Here is a 15,734-nt window from a genome sequence, read left to right on the forward strand (position 1 = left end):
CTTCGACGAAACTGCCGTAATAAGAAAATGACGTCGTCTCGGTATAGGGCGCGTAACGCACGGCCTGAACCGTATAGGTAAGGGAGGTGTACCGGGCCGCGCCGGTCGTGAGTGACATGCTTCCGGTGTAGAGAAGTGTTTGCTCACCGTCGCCGACGCTGATGCGGGAGAGCGAACCGGAAATGGCTCCTGAAGAGGTGGCCCGAATGTTTCCACTCAGCACCATCGAGAACCCGCCTCCATCGAAAGCCATGCGGGTGATGGTGGGTGAATTTCCGGTCAGGCCACTACCATTGATCGTGACGTAACCATAGGTCGGATAGAAGGTCTCGAGAACGATGCGGGAGTTCGAAACGTAATCGGGATATCCGTACTCGACCGCGGCATACAGGTTTTCGACGAATCCCGCCAAGCGATCACCGAGCACCGGCATCTTCGCGGCTGCGGTCGACGAGAAACCGCCAAGAGTGTTCGTAAGGAAGGAGAGGCTGCTGTCCTGCGTTGTAATGGTGGCCACGGCGCGGTCCTGTCAAACGTCATTTCGTTAGCAAGCGGCCGAGTATAGCCAGACGGCATGAACCGGCTGCTGCGACACAGTTTTTTTCACGGACGGGACGCAAATCCCATTGCGCACCGTCCCATGCCTACGACGATGGTCGTACGTCTGTACTGATCAACATCTGATCAGACTCAAATAATCATCACAGTCGGAAACAATCGACGGTTGAGAGGCGCCGGCGGAGCGCCGTCTCGCGGGTACGCACGAAAAGCCGCTCCGGCTGCGCAACGACGCACCAGCGCGGTGCCGAGCTTCGACCAAGTTCCAGTACACGATAAAAAAACAATTCAAAAACATTAGCTTGAATACAAGCACGCAAATTGCTTCGGCGCAGCAATACCTATCGCCTGTCGCCGGAGTCCTCCGTGTCCATCCATGTCGCGCTGAACCACGTCACCCATTACCGCTACGACCGCCCGGTCATGCTGAGCCCTCAGGTGGTGCGGCTACGGCCGGCGCCGCATGCGCGCACGCCGGTGCTGTCCTATTCGCTGAAGGCCGAACCCGGCGGGCACTTCATCAACTGGCAGCAGGATCCGCAGTCGAACTATCTGGCGCGGCTGGTGTTTCCGGAGCGCACGCGCGAGCTGCGGATCGAGATTGATCTGGTGGCCGAAATGTCGGTCATCAATCCGTTCGACTTCTTTCTCGAACCCGAGGCGGAAAAGATACCTTTCGGATACAGCGACGAGCAGACCCACGAGCTCTACCCCTATCTGGTCAGACTGCCGCTGGGCCGTGACAACGCACCGAAGTTCACCCGCTGGGTGGACAACGCGCGCGCGCTGTGTGCCGGCGGGCGCGCCAGCGTCGACTTTCTGGTTGCGCTGAACCAGCAGCTGCAGAACGACATCCGCTATTTGATCCGCATGGAGCCCGGCGTGCAGGCGCCGGAAGAGACGCTGCAGAAGGCCAGTGGCTCCTGCCGCGATTCGGCCTGGCTGCTGGTACAGGTGCTGCGTCACATCGGGCTGGCTGCGCGCTTCGTGTCCGGCTACCTGATACAGCTGACGCCGGACGTGAAATCGCTGGACGGCCCGAGCGGCCCTGAGCGGGATTTCACCGACCTGCACGCCTGGTGCGAGGTGTATCTGCCGGGTGCCGGCTGGGTCGGGCTGGACCCGACCTCCGGCCTGTTCGCCGGCGAAGGCCACATTCCGCTCGCCTGCTCGCCCGAGCCCTCGTCCGCCGCACCGGTCAGCGGCTACAGCGAAAAATGCGAATCCGAATTCGAGCATCACATGAAGGTGGAGCGCGTGTGGGAAGCGCCGCGCGTCACCCGGCCCTACAGCGACGAACAGTGGTCGCGCATCGAAGCGCTGGGCCAGCGCATCGACTTCGATCTGAATGCGCACGACGTGCGGCTCACCATGGGCGGCGAACCCACCTTCGTGTCGGTGGACGATCGTGACGGCGCCGAATGGAATACCACCGCCGATTCACCGCCGGACAAGCCGACGAAGCGCCTGCTCGGCGCCGAACTGCTGGCTAAACTGAAGGCGCGCTACGCCCCGGGCGGCCTGCTGCACTACGGCCAGGGCAAGTGGTATCCGGGTGAACAGCTGCCGCGCTGGTCGCTCACCTGCTTCTGGCGGCGCGACGGCGAGGCGATCTGGAGCGACCCCGGGCTGTTCGCCGACGAATCGGTGGATTACGCGCTGGGCGAGGCCGACGGCGCCCGCTTCCTCGAACTGCTGTCGTCGCGCCTCAGCGTGGGCAGCAGCAACGTGTTCCCCGCCTACGAGGACGTGTGGTACTACCTGTGGCGTGAGCGCAGGCTGCCGGTGAACGTCGATCCGTTCGACGCCCGGCTCGACGACCCGCTCGAACGCGAGCGGGTGCGCCGGGTGTTCGAACAGGGCCTGGACAGCGTGATCGGCCACGTGCTGCCGCTGGCGCGCACACCGGACGGCAGCGCCTGGCAGAGCGGCCCGTGGTTCCTGCGCGCCGAGCGCTGCTATCTGGTGCCGGGCGACTCGGCGCTCGGCTACCGGCTGCCACTGGATTCCCAGCCCTGGAGCACCGCAACCGACTACCCGTGGGTGCATGCGCCGGATCCGATGGCTCCGCAGGCACCGTTGCCGGCCTGGCGCGACATCGCCACCCGCATGCAGACCCCGCTGACCGATCTCGGCAGCGACCGCGCGCAGCGGCTGGGCTATGTCGCGGCCGCTCCGGGCAACGGCTTCTACGGCCCCCGCTCGAACGACCGCAAGCCCGGTGCCTTCGAATCGGCCGGCTGGATCACCCGCACCGCACTGTGCGCCCAGGTGCGCCACGGCGTCATGTATCTGTTCATGCCGCCGCTGTCGTCGCTGGAGCACTACCTGGAACTGGTGACCGCGATCGAGGCCACCGCGGCCGACTGCGGCCATCCTGTCGTGCTGGAGGGCTACGAGCCGCCGCGCGACCCGCGACTGGAGGTGCTGCGCATCACGCCCGACCCCGGCGTGCTCGAGGTGAACATCCAGCCCTGCCGCTCCTGGGACGACATGGTGGCCGGCACCGCCTTTCTGTACGACGCGGCGCACGCATGCCGACTCGGCACCGAAAAGTTCATGATCGATGGCCGCCACAGCGGCACCGGCGGCGGCAACCACTTCGTGCTCGGCGGCGCCACCGTGGCCGATTCGCCCTTCCTGCGCCGGCCCGACCTGCTGCGCAGCCTGATCAGCTACTGGCATAACCACCCGTCGCTGTCCTACCTGTTCTCCGGCCTGTTCATCGGCCCGACCAGCCAGGCACCGCGCATCGACGAGGCGCGCAACGACGCGGTGTACGAAATCGAGATCGCCTTCGCCGAAATAGAGCGGCGCACGCGCGACATGGGCTACACGCCGCCATGGATGATCGACCGCATCCTGCGCAATCTGCTGGTCGATTCGACCGGCAACACGCACCGCACCGAATTCTGCATCGACAAGCTGTTCTCGCCGGACGGCCCGACCGGCCGGCTGGGCCTGCTTGAAATGCGCGCCTTCGAAATGCCGCCGCATGCGCGCATGAGCCTCACGCAACAGCTCATGCTGCGCGCGCTGATCGCCCGCTTCTGGCAGCAGCCCTTCACTCCGTCGCGGCTGAAGCGCTGGGGCACCGAACTGCACGACCGCTACATGCTGCCGCACTTCGTGTGGGACGACCTGCGCGACGTGGTCGATGAACTGCGCGCCTTCGGCTATCCGATGGAGCTGGAGTGGTTCGCGCCGCATTTCGAGTTCCGCTTCCCGAAGTTCGGCGAGTTCGCGGCGCGCAATGTGCATGTCGAACTGCGCGGCGCACTCGAACCGTGGCACGTGATGGGCGAAGAAGGTGCGCCCGGTGGCACGGTGCGCTATGTCGATTCGTCGGTGGAGCGACTGCAGGTCAAGGTGCGCGGGCTGGTGGACGACCGTCACGTGCTGACGGTGAATGGCCGACGCGTGCCGCTCGCTCCCACCGGCCGGGTGGGCGAATTCGTCGCCGGCGTGCGCTACCGCGCCTGGCAGCCCCCCACCTGCCTGCACCCGACGATTCCGCCGCACAGCCCGCTGGTATTCGATCTGGTGGATGACTGGATGCAGCGTTCGATGGGCGGCTGCCAGTATCACGTCGCGCATCCGGGCGGCCGCAATTTCGAAACTTTCCCGGTAAACGCCTACGAAGCCGAAGGCCGCCGTCTGGCGCGTTTCTTCGCCATGGGCCACACACCGGGCCGGGTCGCGGCGCCACCGGAGGAACGCAATCCGAACTTCCCGTTCACGCTGGATCTGCGCCGCTGAAAGTCCGTGCCGCCGGCCCTTTTCGCCAGGTGCGACCGGCGGCCCCGCGGACGATCACGGTTTCCCCGGCGCAGCGCGCCACAGGCACAATGCGGACATCGCACTACGCACCTTCCGTCTTGATCCACTGGACCCGCCAGATGCTGTGGCGACTGCTCGCCGCGCTGTCCGTGCTGCTGGGTGTCATCGGCGCCTTCCTGCCGGTGCTGCCCACCGTGCCTTTCCTGCTGCTGGCCGCCTGGGCGGCCGGACGCGGCTGGCCGGAACTGGAGGCGAAGCTGCTGGCCCACCCGAAGTACGGGCCGATGATCATCCACTGGCGCGAACAGGGCGCGGTGCCGCGCCGTGCCAAGTGGCTGGCCAGCATCATGATGTGCTGCAGCGCGGTGATGCTGTGGTTCAGCCCGGTGCCGCCCTGGGTACGCGGCTCGGTCTGGTTCACCCTCATCGTGGTGGCGACCTGGCTGTGGCGACGGCCCGAACCGGCTCCGCCACCCGATGAGCGGAATCAGGCCAGCGCCGGATAGTCGGTGTAGCCCTCGGCGCCACCGCCATAGAGCAGTTCGGCGCGCAGCGGATTGAGCGGTGCGCGCTCCCTCAGCCGACGCACCAGATCCGGGTTGCTGATGAAGGGGCGACCGAAGGCCACGGTGTCGCTGGCGCCCGTGGCCACGCGGGTGGCCGCACTGTCCAGATCGAAGCCGTTGTTCACGATCCAGCCGCCGCCGAAAGCCTTCTTCAGCGCCGCATAGTCGAAGGGCTTCGCCAGATCGGCCGGCTCGCGCGCACCGCCGGTCTCACCTTCGATCATGTGCACGAAAGCCAGCCCCAGCGGTGCCAGCTTTTCGATCAGCCGGCCGTACAGCGCCTGCGGATCACTGTCATGCGGCGTATCGTTGAAGGTGGTGATCGGCGACAGCCGGATGCCGGTGCGCGCACCGCCGATTTCCTTGGCGACCGCCTCCATCACCTCGACCACGACGCGGATGCGGTTGTCGATGGCACCGCCATAGGGACCGCTGCGGTCATTCACGCTGTCGCGCATGAACTGGTCCAGCAGATAGTTGTTGGCCGCATGCACTTCGACGCCGTCGAAGCCGGCGTCGATCGCGTTGCGTGCGGCACGGCGGTAGTCCTCGACCAGCGCCGGGATTTCGTCGTCGCGCAGCGCGCGCGGCGCGGAGGTATCGACGAAACCTTCACGGGTGAAGGTCTTGGCGTTCGGCCGGCGGGCGGTGGAGGACACCGGAGCAGCGCCGTCCGGCAGCAGCGAACTGTGCGAAATGCGTCCGACATGCCACAGCTGCAGCACGATGCGACCGCCAGCGGCATGCACCGCGTCGGTCACCGCACGCCAGCCGGCGACCTGTTCGGCCGAATGAATGCCCGGGGTGTCGAGATAGCCCTGGCCCATCGGCGAAATCTGCGTCGCCTCGGCGATGATGAGGCCGGCGCTGGCGCGCTGGCGGTAGTACTCGACCGTGAGCGGCCCGGGCACGTTGCCAGCCAGGGCGCGGTTGCGGGTGAGCGGTGCCATGACGATGCGGTTGGCGAGGGCGATGTCGCCCAGACGGGTCGGTTCGAACAGCGTGGTCATCCGGTTCTCCAGTTGTGTTTCGGACAGGGCACTGCGGGGACAGGCGGATCAGAAGCCCTGCAGCACGATCTTGCCGCGCGCACGGCCGCTTTCCAGCAGGGCGTGCGCACGTTTCAGGTTGGCGGCGTTGATGATGCCGTAATGTTCGCCCAGCGTGCTGCGCAGCCGGCCGGCATCGACCAGGTCGGCCACCTGATCGAGCAGCCGGCCCTGTTCGGCCATGTCGTCGGTCCGGTAGAGCGAGCGGGTGAACATCAGTTCCCAGTGCAGCGACAGGCTCTTGCGCTTGAGCGCCAGTACGTCGAGCGGATGCGCCGGATCGTCGATCAGGCCGAGCCGGCCCTGCGGCGCGAGCGCCTCGACGATCTGCGCGTAGTGCTGGTCGGTGTGCGTGAGGCTGGCCGCGTGGGTGACCGATTCGATGCCGGCTTCGCGCAGCGCCTCGGCCAGCGGACGGCGGTGATCGATCACGTGATGGGCGCCCAGTTCGCGCACCCATGCCGCCGTATCCGGGCGCGACGCCGTACCGATTACCGTAACGCGGCTCAGCGCGCGGGCCAGCTGGATCATGATGGAGCCCACGCCGCCGGCCGCGCCGACGACGAGCAGGCGGCCTTCGGCATCGCGCAGCTGCAGCCGGTCGAACAGCAGCTCCCAGGCGGTGATCGCGGTCAGCGGCAGCGCCGCCGCCTCGGCAAAGCCGAGCGACTCAGGCATGCGGCCGACCAGACGCTCATCCACCGCCTGGTATTCGGCGTGGCTGCCCTGCCGCGTGAGGTCACCGGCATACCAGACGCGGTCACCCGGCCGGAAGCGGCTTACCTGATCGCCCACCGCCTCGACCACGCCGGCGGCGTCCCAGCCGGGCACCCGCCAGCTGCCGTCGGCCGGCGGCGCATGGAAGCGGCGCACCTTGGTATCGACCGGATTCACCGCGACCGCCTCAATCCGCACCAGCAGATCGTGTTCACGGACTTCCGGTCGCGCGAGATCGATATCGACCAGACTGTCCGGATGTTCGACCGGAAGGTTCTGCCTGAAGGCGACGGCTTTCATGATGTGGCTCCTGCACTCTGTACCGGATGCATGCTACCGACCGCCTGATCGATTGATAATCCACCCATCGATCAATACATATTCAAACGATTTTTGAAAATCGAATGGCGATGCACGCACCTGATCTGACCTTGTCCCAGCTCGAACTGTTCGTGCGCATCGCCGATGCCGGCTCGCTGAGTGCGGCCGCACGCCAGCTTCAGCTGACGCCGGCCGCCGCCAGCGCGGCCCTGAAACGGCTGGAGGCGGCCTTCGGCGCACGGCTGATCGAGCGCTCGACCCGTTCGATGCGGCTTACCGCCGAAGGCGAACTGCTGCGCGACCACGCGCGTCGTGCGCTGGGCGAACTGGACGACGCGCGCGCCCAGCTCGGCGCAGGCCGCGAAACACTGAGCGGCGACATCCATCTGGCCGCGCCGTCCGACCTCGGTCGCGGCGCGCTGTCCGCCATGCTGGACCGCTTCATCGAACAGCATCCGGGCGTGCGGCTCACGCTCTATCTGTCGGACACGGTGCAGGATCTGGTGCGCGAGCGGGTCGATCTGGCGGTGCGCTATGGCGAACTGCCGGATTCGTCGCTGGTGGCGCGCCGGCTGCACGTCACCCGGCGCGTGGCGGTGGCCTCGCCGGACTACATCGCGCGGCATGGCGCGCCACAGCAACCGTCCGATCTGGCGCGGCACAACTGCATCGCGCAATACCGCAGCGGACGCCCGCACTTGACCTGGCGCTTCATGCGTGGCGGCGTGGAAACCCGGGTCCGGGTGCAGGGCAACCGCATGGCCTGGGACGGAGCCATCGTCAGACAGTGGGCACTGCAGGGGCTGGGCATCGCCACCAAGGCCCGGCTGGACGTAGTGGACGACCTGCGATCCGGTCGTCTGGTCGAACTGCTGACCGACTGGCGAGGCGAGGACTTTCCTCTGCACGCCATGCTGCCGGCCGGACGCCACATGCCGCTGCGCGTGCGGCGCCTGCTGGACTTTCTTGGCGAACAGTTCGCTCAGGTGGAACCCGACCTGCCCCCTTCCGGCGGCTGAGCGAGGCGCCACGGGCCGCGCAGCACCGCATCGGGATCGCGCACCACGCCGCGCTGGGTGATCAGCACCCGCCCGTCGCGCGCCAGGCCACGCGCCACCTGACGCACGCGGTCCATCAGCGGCCGCCAGTCCGGCGTCAGCGCACGGGCAACTTCCGACGGGCAAATCGAGCGCCCTGCTCCGCGCGCGGCGACCTGAGCGAGCAGGATCGCCGCGATACCTTCATCGCTCAGCGCGTCATCGGCCGCGCCGGGTCGCTGCACCACTCGCTCCACGATCCCGGATACAGCTGCGCGCCCCCCAGGCCGGCCACTTCGAGCGCCAGCAGGTTATGACAGGCAGTCACCCCGCTGCCGCACTGCATGACCATTTCGCCCGGTGCGCGGTCACCGATCAGCGCCCGCCACTCCTCACGCAGCGCGTCGGCCGGCTTGAAGCGTCCGTCGTCGGCCAGATTGAGCTTGAAGAAACGGTTCACCGCGCCCGGAATATGGCCGCCGACCGGGTCCAGCGTTTCGTTCTCGCCGCGGAAGCGGTCCGGCGCGCGGGCATCGACCAGCAGCCGCTCGGCAGACGCCAGATTGGCCTGCACCGCATCGGCATCGGCGACCGGCAGCACTTCGCCCAAGGGATAGGACACGGACTGCAGCGGACGCACCGAGGTGTCGAGCGCACCACCAGCAGCCTTCCAGGCGGACAGGCCGCCATCGAGCACCGACACGTCGCGGTGACCGACCCAGCGCAGCATCCACCACAGCCGGGCGGCGAACATGCCACCCGCGTCGTCATAGGCCACCACCCGGTGCGCCGGCGAAATGCCGCGCTCACCCAGCAGCGCAACGAACGCTTCCGGTGTCGGCAGCGGGTGACGGCCATTGCAGCCGGTCTTGGCCGCCGACAGGTCGCGATCGAGATGCATGAACAGCGCGCCCGGGATGTGGCCGGCACGCCAGGCCGTTTCGCCGGCCTCCGGATTGGCCAGATCGTGCCTGCAATCCACCACGACCACCCGGGCGTCCGACATCGCGTCGGCCAGGGCGGCCGCGGAAACCAGTGCTGCACTCATGCAGTCGCCTCCGCCAGCCAGTCACGGGCGGCCGCTTCGTCGTCGAACACGGTCACGTCGGCATCGACGAACACCTGCGACAGCCAGGCGGTCCAGGCCACCCAGGGCGTGCCGGCGATCACCGCGACGCGGCCGAAGTCATGGCTGTGGGCACGCGCGAAACGCAGTTCTTCCAGCGCCATGTCCAGCGTGAAGTCGGTCATCTGCCGCAGGTCGATCAGCAGATTCACGATGCCCTCGAACTTGATCCGGTAATTCACCAGATCTTCGAACTCGCGATAGTCGGCCAGCGTGAATTCGCCGAAAGCCGTCACCGTCACCAGATTGCCGCTGTATTCGCTTGTGATCATTTTTCTTACCTCCAGTGTCTGCCGGAACCGGGGCGAAAAACGCGCGCCCCGCACTTCGACTATAGCTTCGCCGGCGGCGGATTGAGCATGGCCAGCACGCCACTGGCGACGATGAGCACCATACCCAGCCAGACCGCGGCCGACGGCACATCGTTCCACAGCAGCACACCGTAGAGCGTGGAAAAGGCCACTGTCGTGTAGGCAAGACTGGCGGACACCAGTGTACGGCCGCCCTTGTAGGCGGTGGTCATGCACAGCTGGGCGGCGGCGCCGAACACGCCCACACCCAGCAGCAGCGCGCAGGTACGCAGATCCGGCACATGAAAGCCGCCGTCGACCAGCGCCCACACCGCGCCGAACACTGACGAACAGAGCGAGAAATACAGCACCGTGCGCCATTCCGGCTCGCCCAGCCGGCCCAGATCGCGCACGCTCAGATAGGCCATGGTGGCGATCAGGCCCGAGCCCAGACCGCACAGCCCGCCAGCCCACTGTTCGCTGCCGAGGGTGGGCTGCAGCACCAGCACCACGCCGGCGAAACCGAGCGCCAGCGCCAGCACGATCGGACGCGACAGCTCGCCGCTGACGGTGAAACCCAGCCAGGCCGCCATGAACAGCGGCGAGGTGTAGTTCAGCGTGACCGCGGTCGGCAGCGGCAGCAGCGCGATGGCCTGGAAATAGAGGATGAGCGAAATGGCGCCCGACACCCCGCGCTTCAGATGGGTCAGCGCGTGAGGCGTGGAGAACTGCGCACCGCGCAGCCGCATGATGGCGGCGATCAGCAACAGCGAAATGAAGGCACGGTAGAAGGCGATTTCAGACGCCGGCAGCGCTTCACTGGCCAGTTTCACGCAGACGCCCATCGAGGCGAACAGCAGGCTGGCCGCCACCATCCACAGCGACTTCATCGCGCCGCTCCGCACATTGGCCGGGCCGCGATCGGACGAAACGAAACAGGGCACCGAAGTGCCCTGTCCTGACCGGTTGCCGCATGGGCCGTCACAGATAGTCCGCCAGTTCGCGCCGGAACCACTCGTGGAAGTGCTGCATGCCGTCTTCCATCGGCGACTGATAGGGGCCGATCTCAGACCGCCCCTGCTTCATCAGCGCCCGCCGGCCCGCATCCATGCGCTCGGCGATCTCATCGTCCTCGCGCGCGGTTTCCATGTACGCCGCCCGTTCGGCCTCGATGAATTCGCGCTCGAACAGCACAATGTCTTCCGGGTAGTAGAACTCCACCACGTTCAGCGTGCGGTCCACTCCCTGCGGATACAGCGTGCTCACCACCAGCACGTGCGGATACCACTCGACCATGATGTTCGGGTAGTAGGTGAGCCAGATCGCGCCGTGCGGCGGCAGCTCACCGCGGTAGTAATCAAGCACCGCGCGGTGCCAGCGCTCGTAGGTGGGCGAACCCGGACGCGCCAGACGGTTGTTCAGACCGACCCGCTGCACCGAATACTGCTGCGCGAACTGCCAGCTGAGGTCCTCGCAGGTGACGAACTTGCCCAGCCCCGGATGGAAGGGCTCGACGTGGTAGTCCTCGAGATAGACCTCGATGAAGGTTTTCCAGTTGTAGTTGCACTGATGCATCTCGACGTGGTCGAGCATGTAGCCCGAGAAATCGAGTGCGGACGCGACCTCCATGCTCGCCAGATCGGCGGCGACGTCGCGCTTGCCCGAGAACAGCAGCCCCTTCCAGTTCTGCAGCGGCTGACGCTTCAGGTTCAGGCAGGGCGTGTTCGGAAAATGCGGCGCCCCCAGCAGCTCGCCACGGGTGTCATAGGTCCAGCGATGCACCGGGCACACGATGTTGGGCGTGTTGCCACGGCCCTTCATCATCAGCGCCTGCCGGTGACGGCACACGTTCGACAGCATTTCGATGCCGGCTTCGCTGCGCACCAGCATCAGCGCATCGTCGGCCCATCCCAGGGTGTGATAGTCGCCGACATTCGGCACCATCAGCTCATGGCCTGCATAGCCCGGCCCGTTGTCGAAGAGCACGCGCTTTTCGAGTTCGAACAGCTGCTCATCGAAATACCAGGACACAGGGAACTGCGACTGTGCCGGTTCCAGACGGGTAATGGACTGTATATCGGACATTCCCCAACCCTCGAAGTCAAAGTTGGAAAACCGCGTGCGATCCAGAATCTCCGCTTCGGACCATAAGCCCGTCGCCAAGGTACGCCGACGCGTGACAAAGCCGGGCAGTATATCTGCTTGAGCGTTTGACCGCCTGTTTTGGATCAGTTATTTTCCAGCGTTTGCCTTGCGCACCAACAATCCAGCATGACACGACAAGCAGACGCGGCTTCCGCGCCCGCCAGCTTCGAGCAGGCGATCGAAGAACTGGAGGCCATCGTGCGTGCGATGGAAGATGGCAAGCTGCCGCTCGAAGGCGCGCTCGAACGCTATCAGCGCGGCGTGGAACTGATACGCCACTGCCAGTCGGCACTGGATGCGGCCGAACAGAAGGTGCAGATCCTGGAAGACGGACTGCTGCGCGAATTCCGCCCGGGCGATGCACGCGATGAGTGAGGCGAGCACACCGATGAGCGACCCGACCGGATCTTTCGCCGACTGGGTGTCCTCAGTGCAGAACCGCACCGAGGCCGCGCTGGACCGCTTCCTTCCGCAGGCGACCATTGCTCCGGCACGCCTGCACGACGCCATGCGCTATGCGGTGCTGGGCGGCGGCAAGCGGGTGCGCCCGCTGCTGTGTCACGCGGCCGGCACGCTGTCCGGCGCCACGCCGGAGGCCCTGGACGCGGCCGCCTGCGCGGTCGAAATGATCCACGCCTATTCGCTGGTGCACGACGACATGCCCTGCATGGACGACGACGTGCTGCGCCGGGGCAAACCCACCGTGCATGTGCAGTACGACGACGCCACCGCACTGCTGGTCGGCGACAGCCTGCAGTCGCTGGCCTTCCTGCTGCTGTCCGAACACTGCCCGGTGCCGGCGGAAACCCGCGCCGCGCTGGTGAGCCAGCTGGCCATCGCCTCCGGTTCCCGCGGCATGGCTGGGGGGCAGGCGATAGACCTCGCTTCGGTCGGCCTGCCACTGGGGGTGGAAGAACTGGAATTCATGCACATCCACAAGACCGGTGCGCTGATCCGCTGCGCGGTGCGCATGGGCGCGGCCTGCGGCCAGCTCGATGTGGACGCGCACCGCCGTCTGGACCACTATGCAGGTACGGTCGGCCTGCTGTTCCAGGTGGTGGACGATGTGCTGGACTGCGAAGCCAGCACCGAAGAACTGGGCAAGACCGCCGGCAAGGACGCCGCGGCGAACAAGCCGACCTATGTCAGCACGCTGAGCCTGGCCCGCGCCCGCGAACGGGCGCGCGAACTGCACGCCGAGGCGATCGAAAGCCTGTCGCCGTTCGGCGATGCAGCCCGTCGCCTGCGTGAGCTGGCAGATTTCGTGCTGACCCGGAAACACTGAAACAATGGACCGATCCCTGCACACGATGAGCGCCTACCCGCTGCTGGAAACGATCGACTCACCGGCCGACGTACGCGCGCTGGACAGCCGCCAGCTGGCCCAGCTGGCCACCGAACTGCGGGCCTTCCTGCTGGAATCGGTATCGCGCACCGGCGGCCACCTGTCGTCCAATCTCGGCACGGTGGAACTGACGGTCGCGCTGCACCATGTCTACAACACGCCGCACGACCGCATTGTGTGGGACGTGGGCCACCAGACCTACGCCCACAAGGTGCTGACCGGCCGTCGCGAAGGCATGGCCACACTGCGCCAGTACAAGGGCGTGAGCGGCTTCCCGCGTCGTTGCGAGAGCGAGTACGACACCTTCGGCACCGCCCACTCGTCTACCTCGATCTCGGCCGCACTGGGCATGGCCATCGCCGCGCGCGCGCTCGGCCATCGCCGGCACAGCATCGCAGTGATCGGTGACGGCGCGATGACCGCCGGCATGGCGTTCGAGGCGCTGAACAACGCCGGCGTCGAGGATGCCGACCTGCTGGTCATTCTCAACGACAACGACATGTCGATCTCGCCGCCGGTCGGCGCGCTCAACAAATACCTCACGCGCCTGCTGTCCGGCCACACCTACAACGCCGCGCGTCGAGCCGGCGCCAAGGTGCTGGAGATTGCGCCATCGCTGCGCGAATTCGCCAAGCGGGCCGAGGAGCACGTGAAGGGCATGATCACGCCCGGCACGCTGTTCGAGGAATTCGGCTTCCACTATTACGGCCCGATCGACGGGCACGACCTCGACGCGCTGATTCCGACGCTGGAAAACCTGCGCGAACTGCCGGGCCCGAAATTCCTGCACGTGATCACGAAGAAAGGCTATGGCTACAAGCTGGCCGAAGCCGACCCTATCCTGTACCACGGCGTCGGCAAGTTCGATCACGTGGCCGGCATCCAGACCGGCAAGGGCGGCGGCAAGCTCACCTACACCCAGGTGTTCGGCGACTGGCTGTGCGACATGGCCGCCCGCTGCGACAAGCTGATGGCGATCACGCCGGCGATGCGCGAAGGCTCCGGCATGGTGCGCTTCGCCGAGGAATACCCGAAGCGCTACTTCGACGTCGGCATCGCCGAACAGCACGCGCTTACCTTCGCCGCCGGCCTGGCCTGCGAAGGCGTGAAGCCGGTGGTGGCGATCTATTCGACCTTCCTGCAGCGCGCCTACGACCAGCTCATTCACGACGTATGCCTGCAGAACCTGCCGGTCATGATGGCGCTCGATCGCGCCGGTTTGGTGGGTGCAGACGGTGCCACCCATCACGGCGCCTTCGATCTGTCCTACCTGCTCTGCCTGCCGAACATCGTCGTGATGACGCCGAGCGACGAGAACGAGTGCCGTCAGATGCTGTACACCGCCTATCTGCACGAAGGACCAAGCGCGGTGCGCTATCCGCGCGGCAGCGGCCCGGGCGTGGCGCCGCAGAAGGACATGACCGCAATCGAGATCGGCCGTGGCGAACTGCGTCGCGCCGGCGAGGGCGACACCGCCCTGCTCGCCTTTGGCGCCATGCTGACGCCGGCGCTGGCAGTGGCCGAAGAATTCGACGCCAGCGTGGCCAACATGCGTTTCGCCAAACCGCTGGACGAAGCGCTGGTGCTGGAACTGGCGAGCAAGCACAAAATCATCGTCACGCTGGAAGAGAACGCGCTGATCGGCGGCGCCGGCAGCGAAGTCGAGCGGGTGATCCACAACGCAGGCCTGTCCTGTCGCGTGCTGCGTATCGGCCTGCCCGACCGCTTCGTCGACCACGGCGACCCGTCCCAGCTGTATGCCGAGGTCGGTCTGGATACCCCCGGCGTCCGCGCCCAGGTGGCCGCCGCGCTGCAGCGCTGATCACCTCCGTTCCGGCAGAAAAGGGCCCGGCGATGCCGGGCCTTTTTCGTGCACCGCGGCTTGAGTCGGCCTGAACCCGGTGTTAATCTACATGCAACAAATGATCATGTAGAGAAACCAGAGGTCCAGCATGAATGCCCGCGATCTGCACGCCACCCCGCTCAGCATGCCCGACGTGCAGAACTCGCCGGACCGGCGCGAACTGCCGATCGAGAAGGTGGGCATACGCGGCATACGGCATCCGATCAGCGTGCGCGGCCGTGACGGCTGGGTGCAGGGTACCGTGGCCGAGTGCGGCCTGTTCGTGAGTCTGCCCGCCCATCTGAAGGGCACCCACATGTCGCGCTTCGTGGAGCTGCTGCACGAGCTGAACACGCCGCTGTCGCCGGCATCGTTCGCGCCACTGATGCGCACCATGCTGGTCCGGCTGGAAGCGGACAGCGGCGAAATCACCCTGCGCTTCCCCTACTTCCGCCGCAAGACCGCGCCGGTGTCCGGCACCGAAAGCCTGCTCGACTACGAGGTGGGCTACACCGCACGGACGGACGCGGACGGACAGCACAGCTTCACGCTGCGGGTGCAGATCCCGGTCACCAGCCTGTGCCCGTGCTCGAAGAAGATTTCGCAGTACGGCGCGCACAACCAGCGCTCACACGTCACCATCGAGGCAGACATCGAGGGCGATCTGGCCATCGACGACCTGATCGACATCGCCGAGCAGGAAGCGTCCTGTGATCTGTACGGGCTGCTGAAGCGGCCAGACGAGAAATTCGTGACCGAGCGCGCCTACGAGAACCCCAAGTTCGTCGAGGACATGGTGCGCGACATTGCCGCGCGACTGAATGCGGAACAGCGCGTGCGCGCCTATGTGCTGGAAGTCGAGAACTTCGAATCCATCCACAATCACTCCGCCTGGGCGCAGATCCGCGCCGACAAGCGCTGAGCACGCAACAGCAGCGGAAATGAAAAAGGGACCGC

15 protein-coding genes are annotated in these 15,734 nt (G+C 66.3%); 7 read left to right on the forward strand and 8 right to left on the reverse strand.

Annotated features, from left to right (window positions below):
- On the reverse strand, positions 1-517 hold a 517-nt coding region (locus METUNV2_RS20030), incomplete at its 3' end, for a hypothetical protein (protein ID WP_036271210.1).
- 407 nt (positions 518-924) lie between these two features.
- On the opposite strand from METUNV2_RS20030, the gene METUNV2_RS0114255 reads away from it, so the two are divergent.
- Together METUNV2_RS0114255 and METUNV2_RS19200 are read left to right on the forward strand one after the other, a co-directional pair.
- The gene (locus METUNV2_RS0114255) at positions 925-4,317 is read left to right on the forward strand and encodes a transglutaminase family protein (RefSeq protein ID WP_018230146.1); all 3,393 of its coding nucleotides are present in this window, start codon (positions 925-927) and stop codon (positions 4,315-4,317) included.
- Between the two features lie 140 nt (positions 4,318-4,457).
- Positions 4,458-4,844, forward strand: coding sequence for a YbaN family protein (locus METUNV2_RS19200; RefSeq protein WP_018230147.1), 387 nt, complete (start codon positions 4,458-4,460; stop codon positions 4,842-4,844).
- Here the strand turns inward: METUNV2_RS19200 and METUNV2_RS0114265 are convergent.
- Both METUNV2_RS0114265 and METUNV2_RS0114270 read right to left on the reverse strand, forming a co-directional pair.
- Positions 4,826-5,914: an alkene reductase gene (locus METUNV2_RS0114265; RefSeq protein WP_018230148.1), complete on the reverse strand. Its 1,089-nt coding sequence runs from the start codon at positions 5,912-5,914 to the stop codon at positions 4,826-4,828. The genes METUNV2_RS19200 and METUNV2_RS0114265 overlap by 19 nt on opposite strands.
- Before the next feature lie 48 nt (positions 5,915-5,962).
- Positions 5,963-6,970, reverse strand: a complete 1,008-nt coding sequence (locus METUNV2_RS0114270; RefSeq protein WP_018230149.1) for a zinc-binding alcohol dehydrogenase family protein — start codon at positions 6,968-6,970, stop codon at positions 5,963-5,965.
- 104 nt (positions 6,971-7,074) lie between these two features.
- Here METUNV2_RS0114270 and METUNV2_RS0114275 point away from each other — a divergent pair, with 104 nt between their 5' ends.
- Positions 7,075-8,010 carry a LysR family transcriptional regulator gene (locus tag METUNV2_RS0114275; protein ID WP_018230150.1) on the forward strand — a complete coding sequence of 312 codons (936 nt, stop codon included), beginning with the start codon at positions 7,075-7,077 and terminating at the stop codon, positions 8,008-8,010.
- On the opposite strand, the gene METUNV2_RS0114280 is transcribed toward METUNV2_RS0114275, so the two are convergent.
- From METUNV2_RS0114280 to METUNV2_RS0114300, 5 genes are all read right to left on the reverse strand, one after another.
- On the reverse strand, positions 7,974-8,273 hold the full coding sequence (locus METUNV2_RS0114280) for a DUF3253 domain-containing protein (protein ID WP_018230151.1): 300 nt from the start codon (positions 8,271-8,273) through the stop codon (positions 7,974-7,976). The genes METUNV2_RS0114275 and METUNV2_RS0114280 overlap by 37 nt on opposite strands.
- Positions 8,240-9,076, reverse strand: coding sequence for a sulfurtransferase (locus METUNV2_RS0114285; RefSeq protein ID WP_018230152.1), 837 nt, complete (start codon positions 9,074-9,076; stop codon positions 8,240-8,242). The genes METUNV2_RS0114280 and METUNV2_RS0114285 overlap by 34 nt, the downstream gene beginning before the upstream one ends.
- A complete protein-coding gene (locus METUNV2_RS0114290; RefSeq protein WP_018230153.1) occupies positions 9,073-9,426 on the reverse strand; it encodes an STAS/SEC14 domain-containing protein in 354 nt (117 codons plus the stop codon). The genes METUNV2_RS0114285 and METUNV2_RS0114290 overlap by 4 nt, the downstream gene beginning before the upstream one ends.
- A 59-nt stretch (positions 9,427-9,485) precedes the next feature.
- Positions 9,486-10,334: a DMT family transporter gene (locus METUNV2_RS0114295; RefSeq protein ID WP_018230154.1), complete on the reverse strand. Its 849-nt coding sequence runs from the start codon at positions 10,332-10,334 to the stop codon at positions 9,486-9,488.
- Between the two features lie 91 nt (positions 10,335-10,425).
- Positions 10,426-11,529, reverse strand: a complete 1,104-nt coding sequence (locus METUNV2_RS0114300; protein WP_018230155.1) for an aromatic ring-hydroxylating oxygenase subunit alpha — start codon at positions 11,527-11,529, stop codon at positions 10,426-10,428.
- 186 nt (positions 11,530-11,715) lie between these two features.
- On the opposite strand from METUNV2_RS0114300, the gene METUNV2_RS0114305 reads away from it, so the two are divergent.
- From METUNV2_RS0114305 to folE2, 4 genes are all read left to right on the forward strand, one after another.
- Positions 11,716-11,964 (forward strand): exodeoxyribonuclease VII small subunit, encoded by a 249-nt coding sequence (locus METUNV2_RS0114305; protein ID WP_018230156.1) that lies wholly within the window; start codon positions 11,716-11,718, stop codon positions 11,962-11,964.
- A gap of 13 nt (positions 11,965-11,977) precedes the next feature.
- A complete protein-coding gene (locus METUNV2_RS0114310; protein ID WP_018230157.1) occupies positions 11,978-12,874 on the forward strand; it encodes a polyprenyl synthetase family protein in 897 nt (298 codons plus the stop codon).
- A gap of 4 nt (positions 12,875-12,878) precedes the next feature.
- The gene (gene dxs / locus METUNV2_RS0114315; protein WP_198288860.1) at positions 12,879-14,756 is read left to right on the forward strand and encodes a 1-deoxy-D-xylulose-5-phosphate synthase; all 1,878 of its coding nucleotides are present in this window, start codon (positions 12,879-12,881) and stop codon (positions 14,754-14,756) included.
- A 130-nt stretch (positions 14,757-14,886) separates the two neighbouring features.
- Entirely contained in the window at positions 14,887-15,699 is an 813-nt protein-coding gene (folE2, locus tag METUNV2_RS0114320; protein WP_018230159.1) for a GTP cyclohydrolase FolE2, read from the forward strand.
- Positions 15,700-15,734: the final 35 nt, after the last annotated feature.

The sequence above is a fragment of the Methyloversatilis universalis EHg5 genome, assembly GCF_000378945.1.
Classification (GTDB): Bacteria; Pseudomonadota; Gammaproteobacteria; order Burkholderiales; family Rhodocyclaceae; genus Methyloversatilis; species Methyloversatilis universalis_A.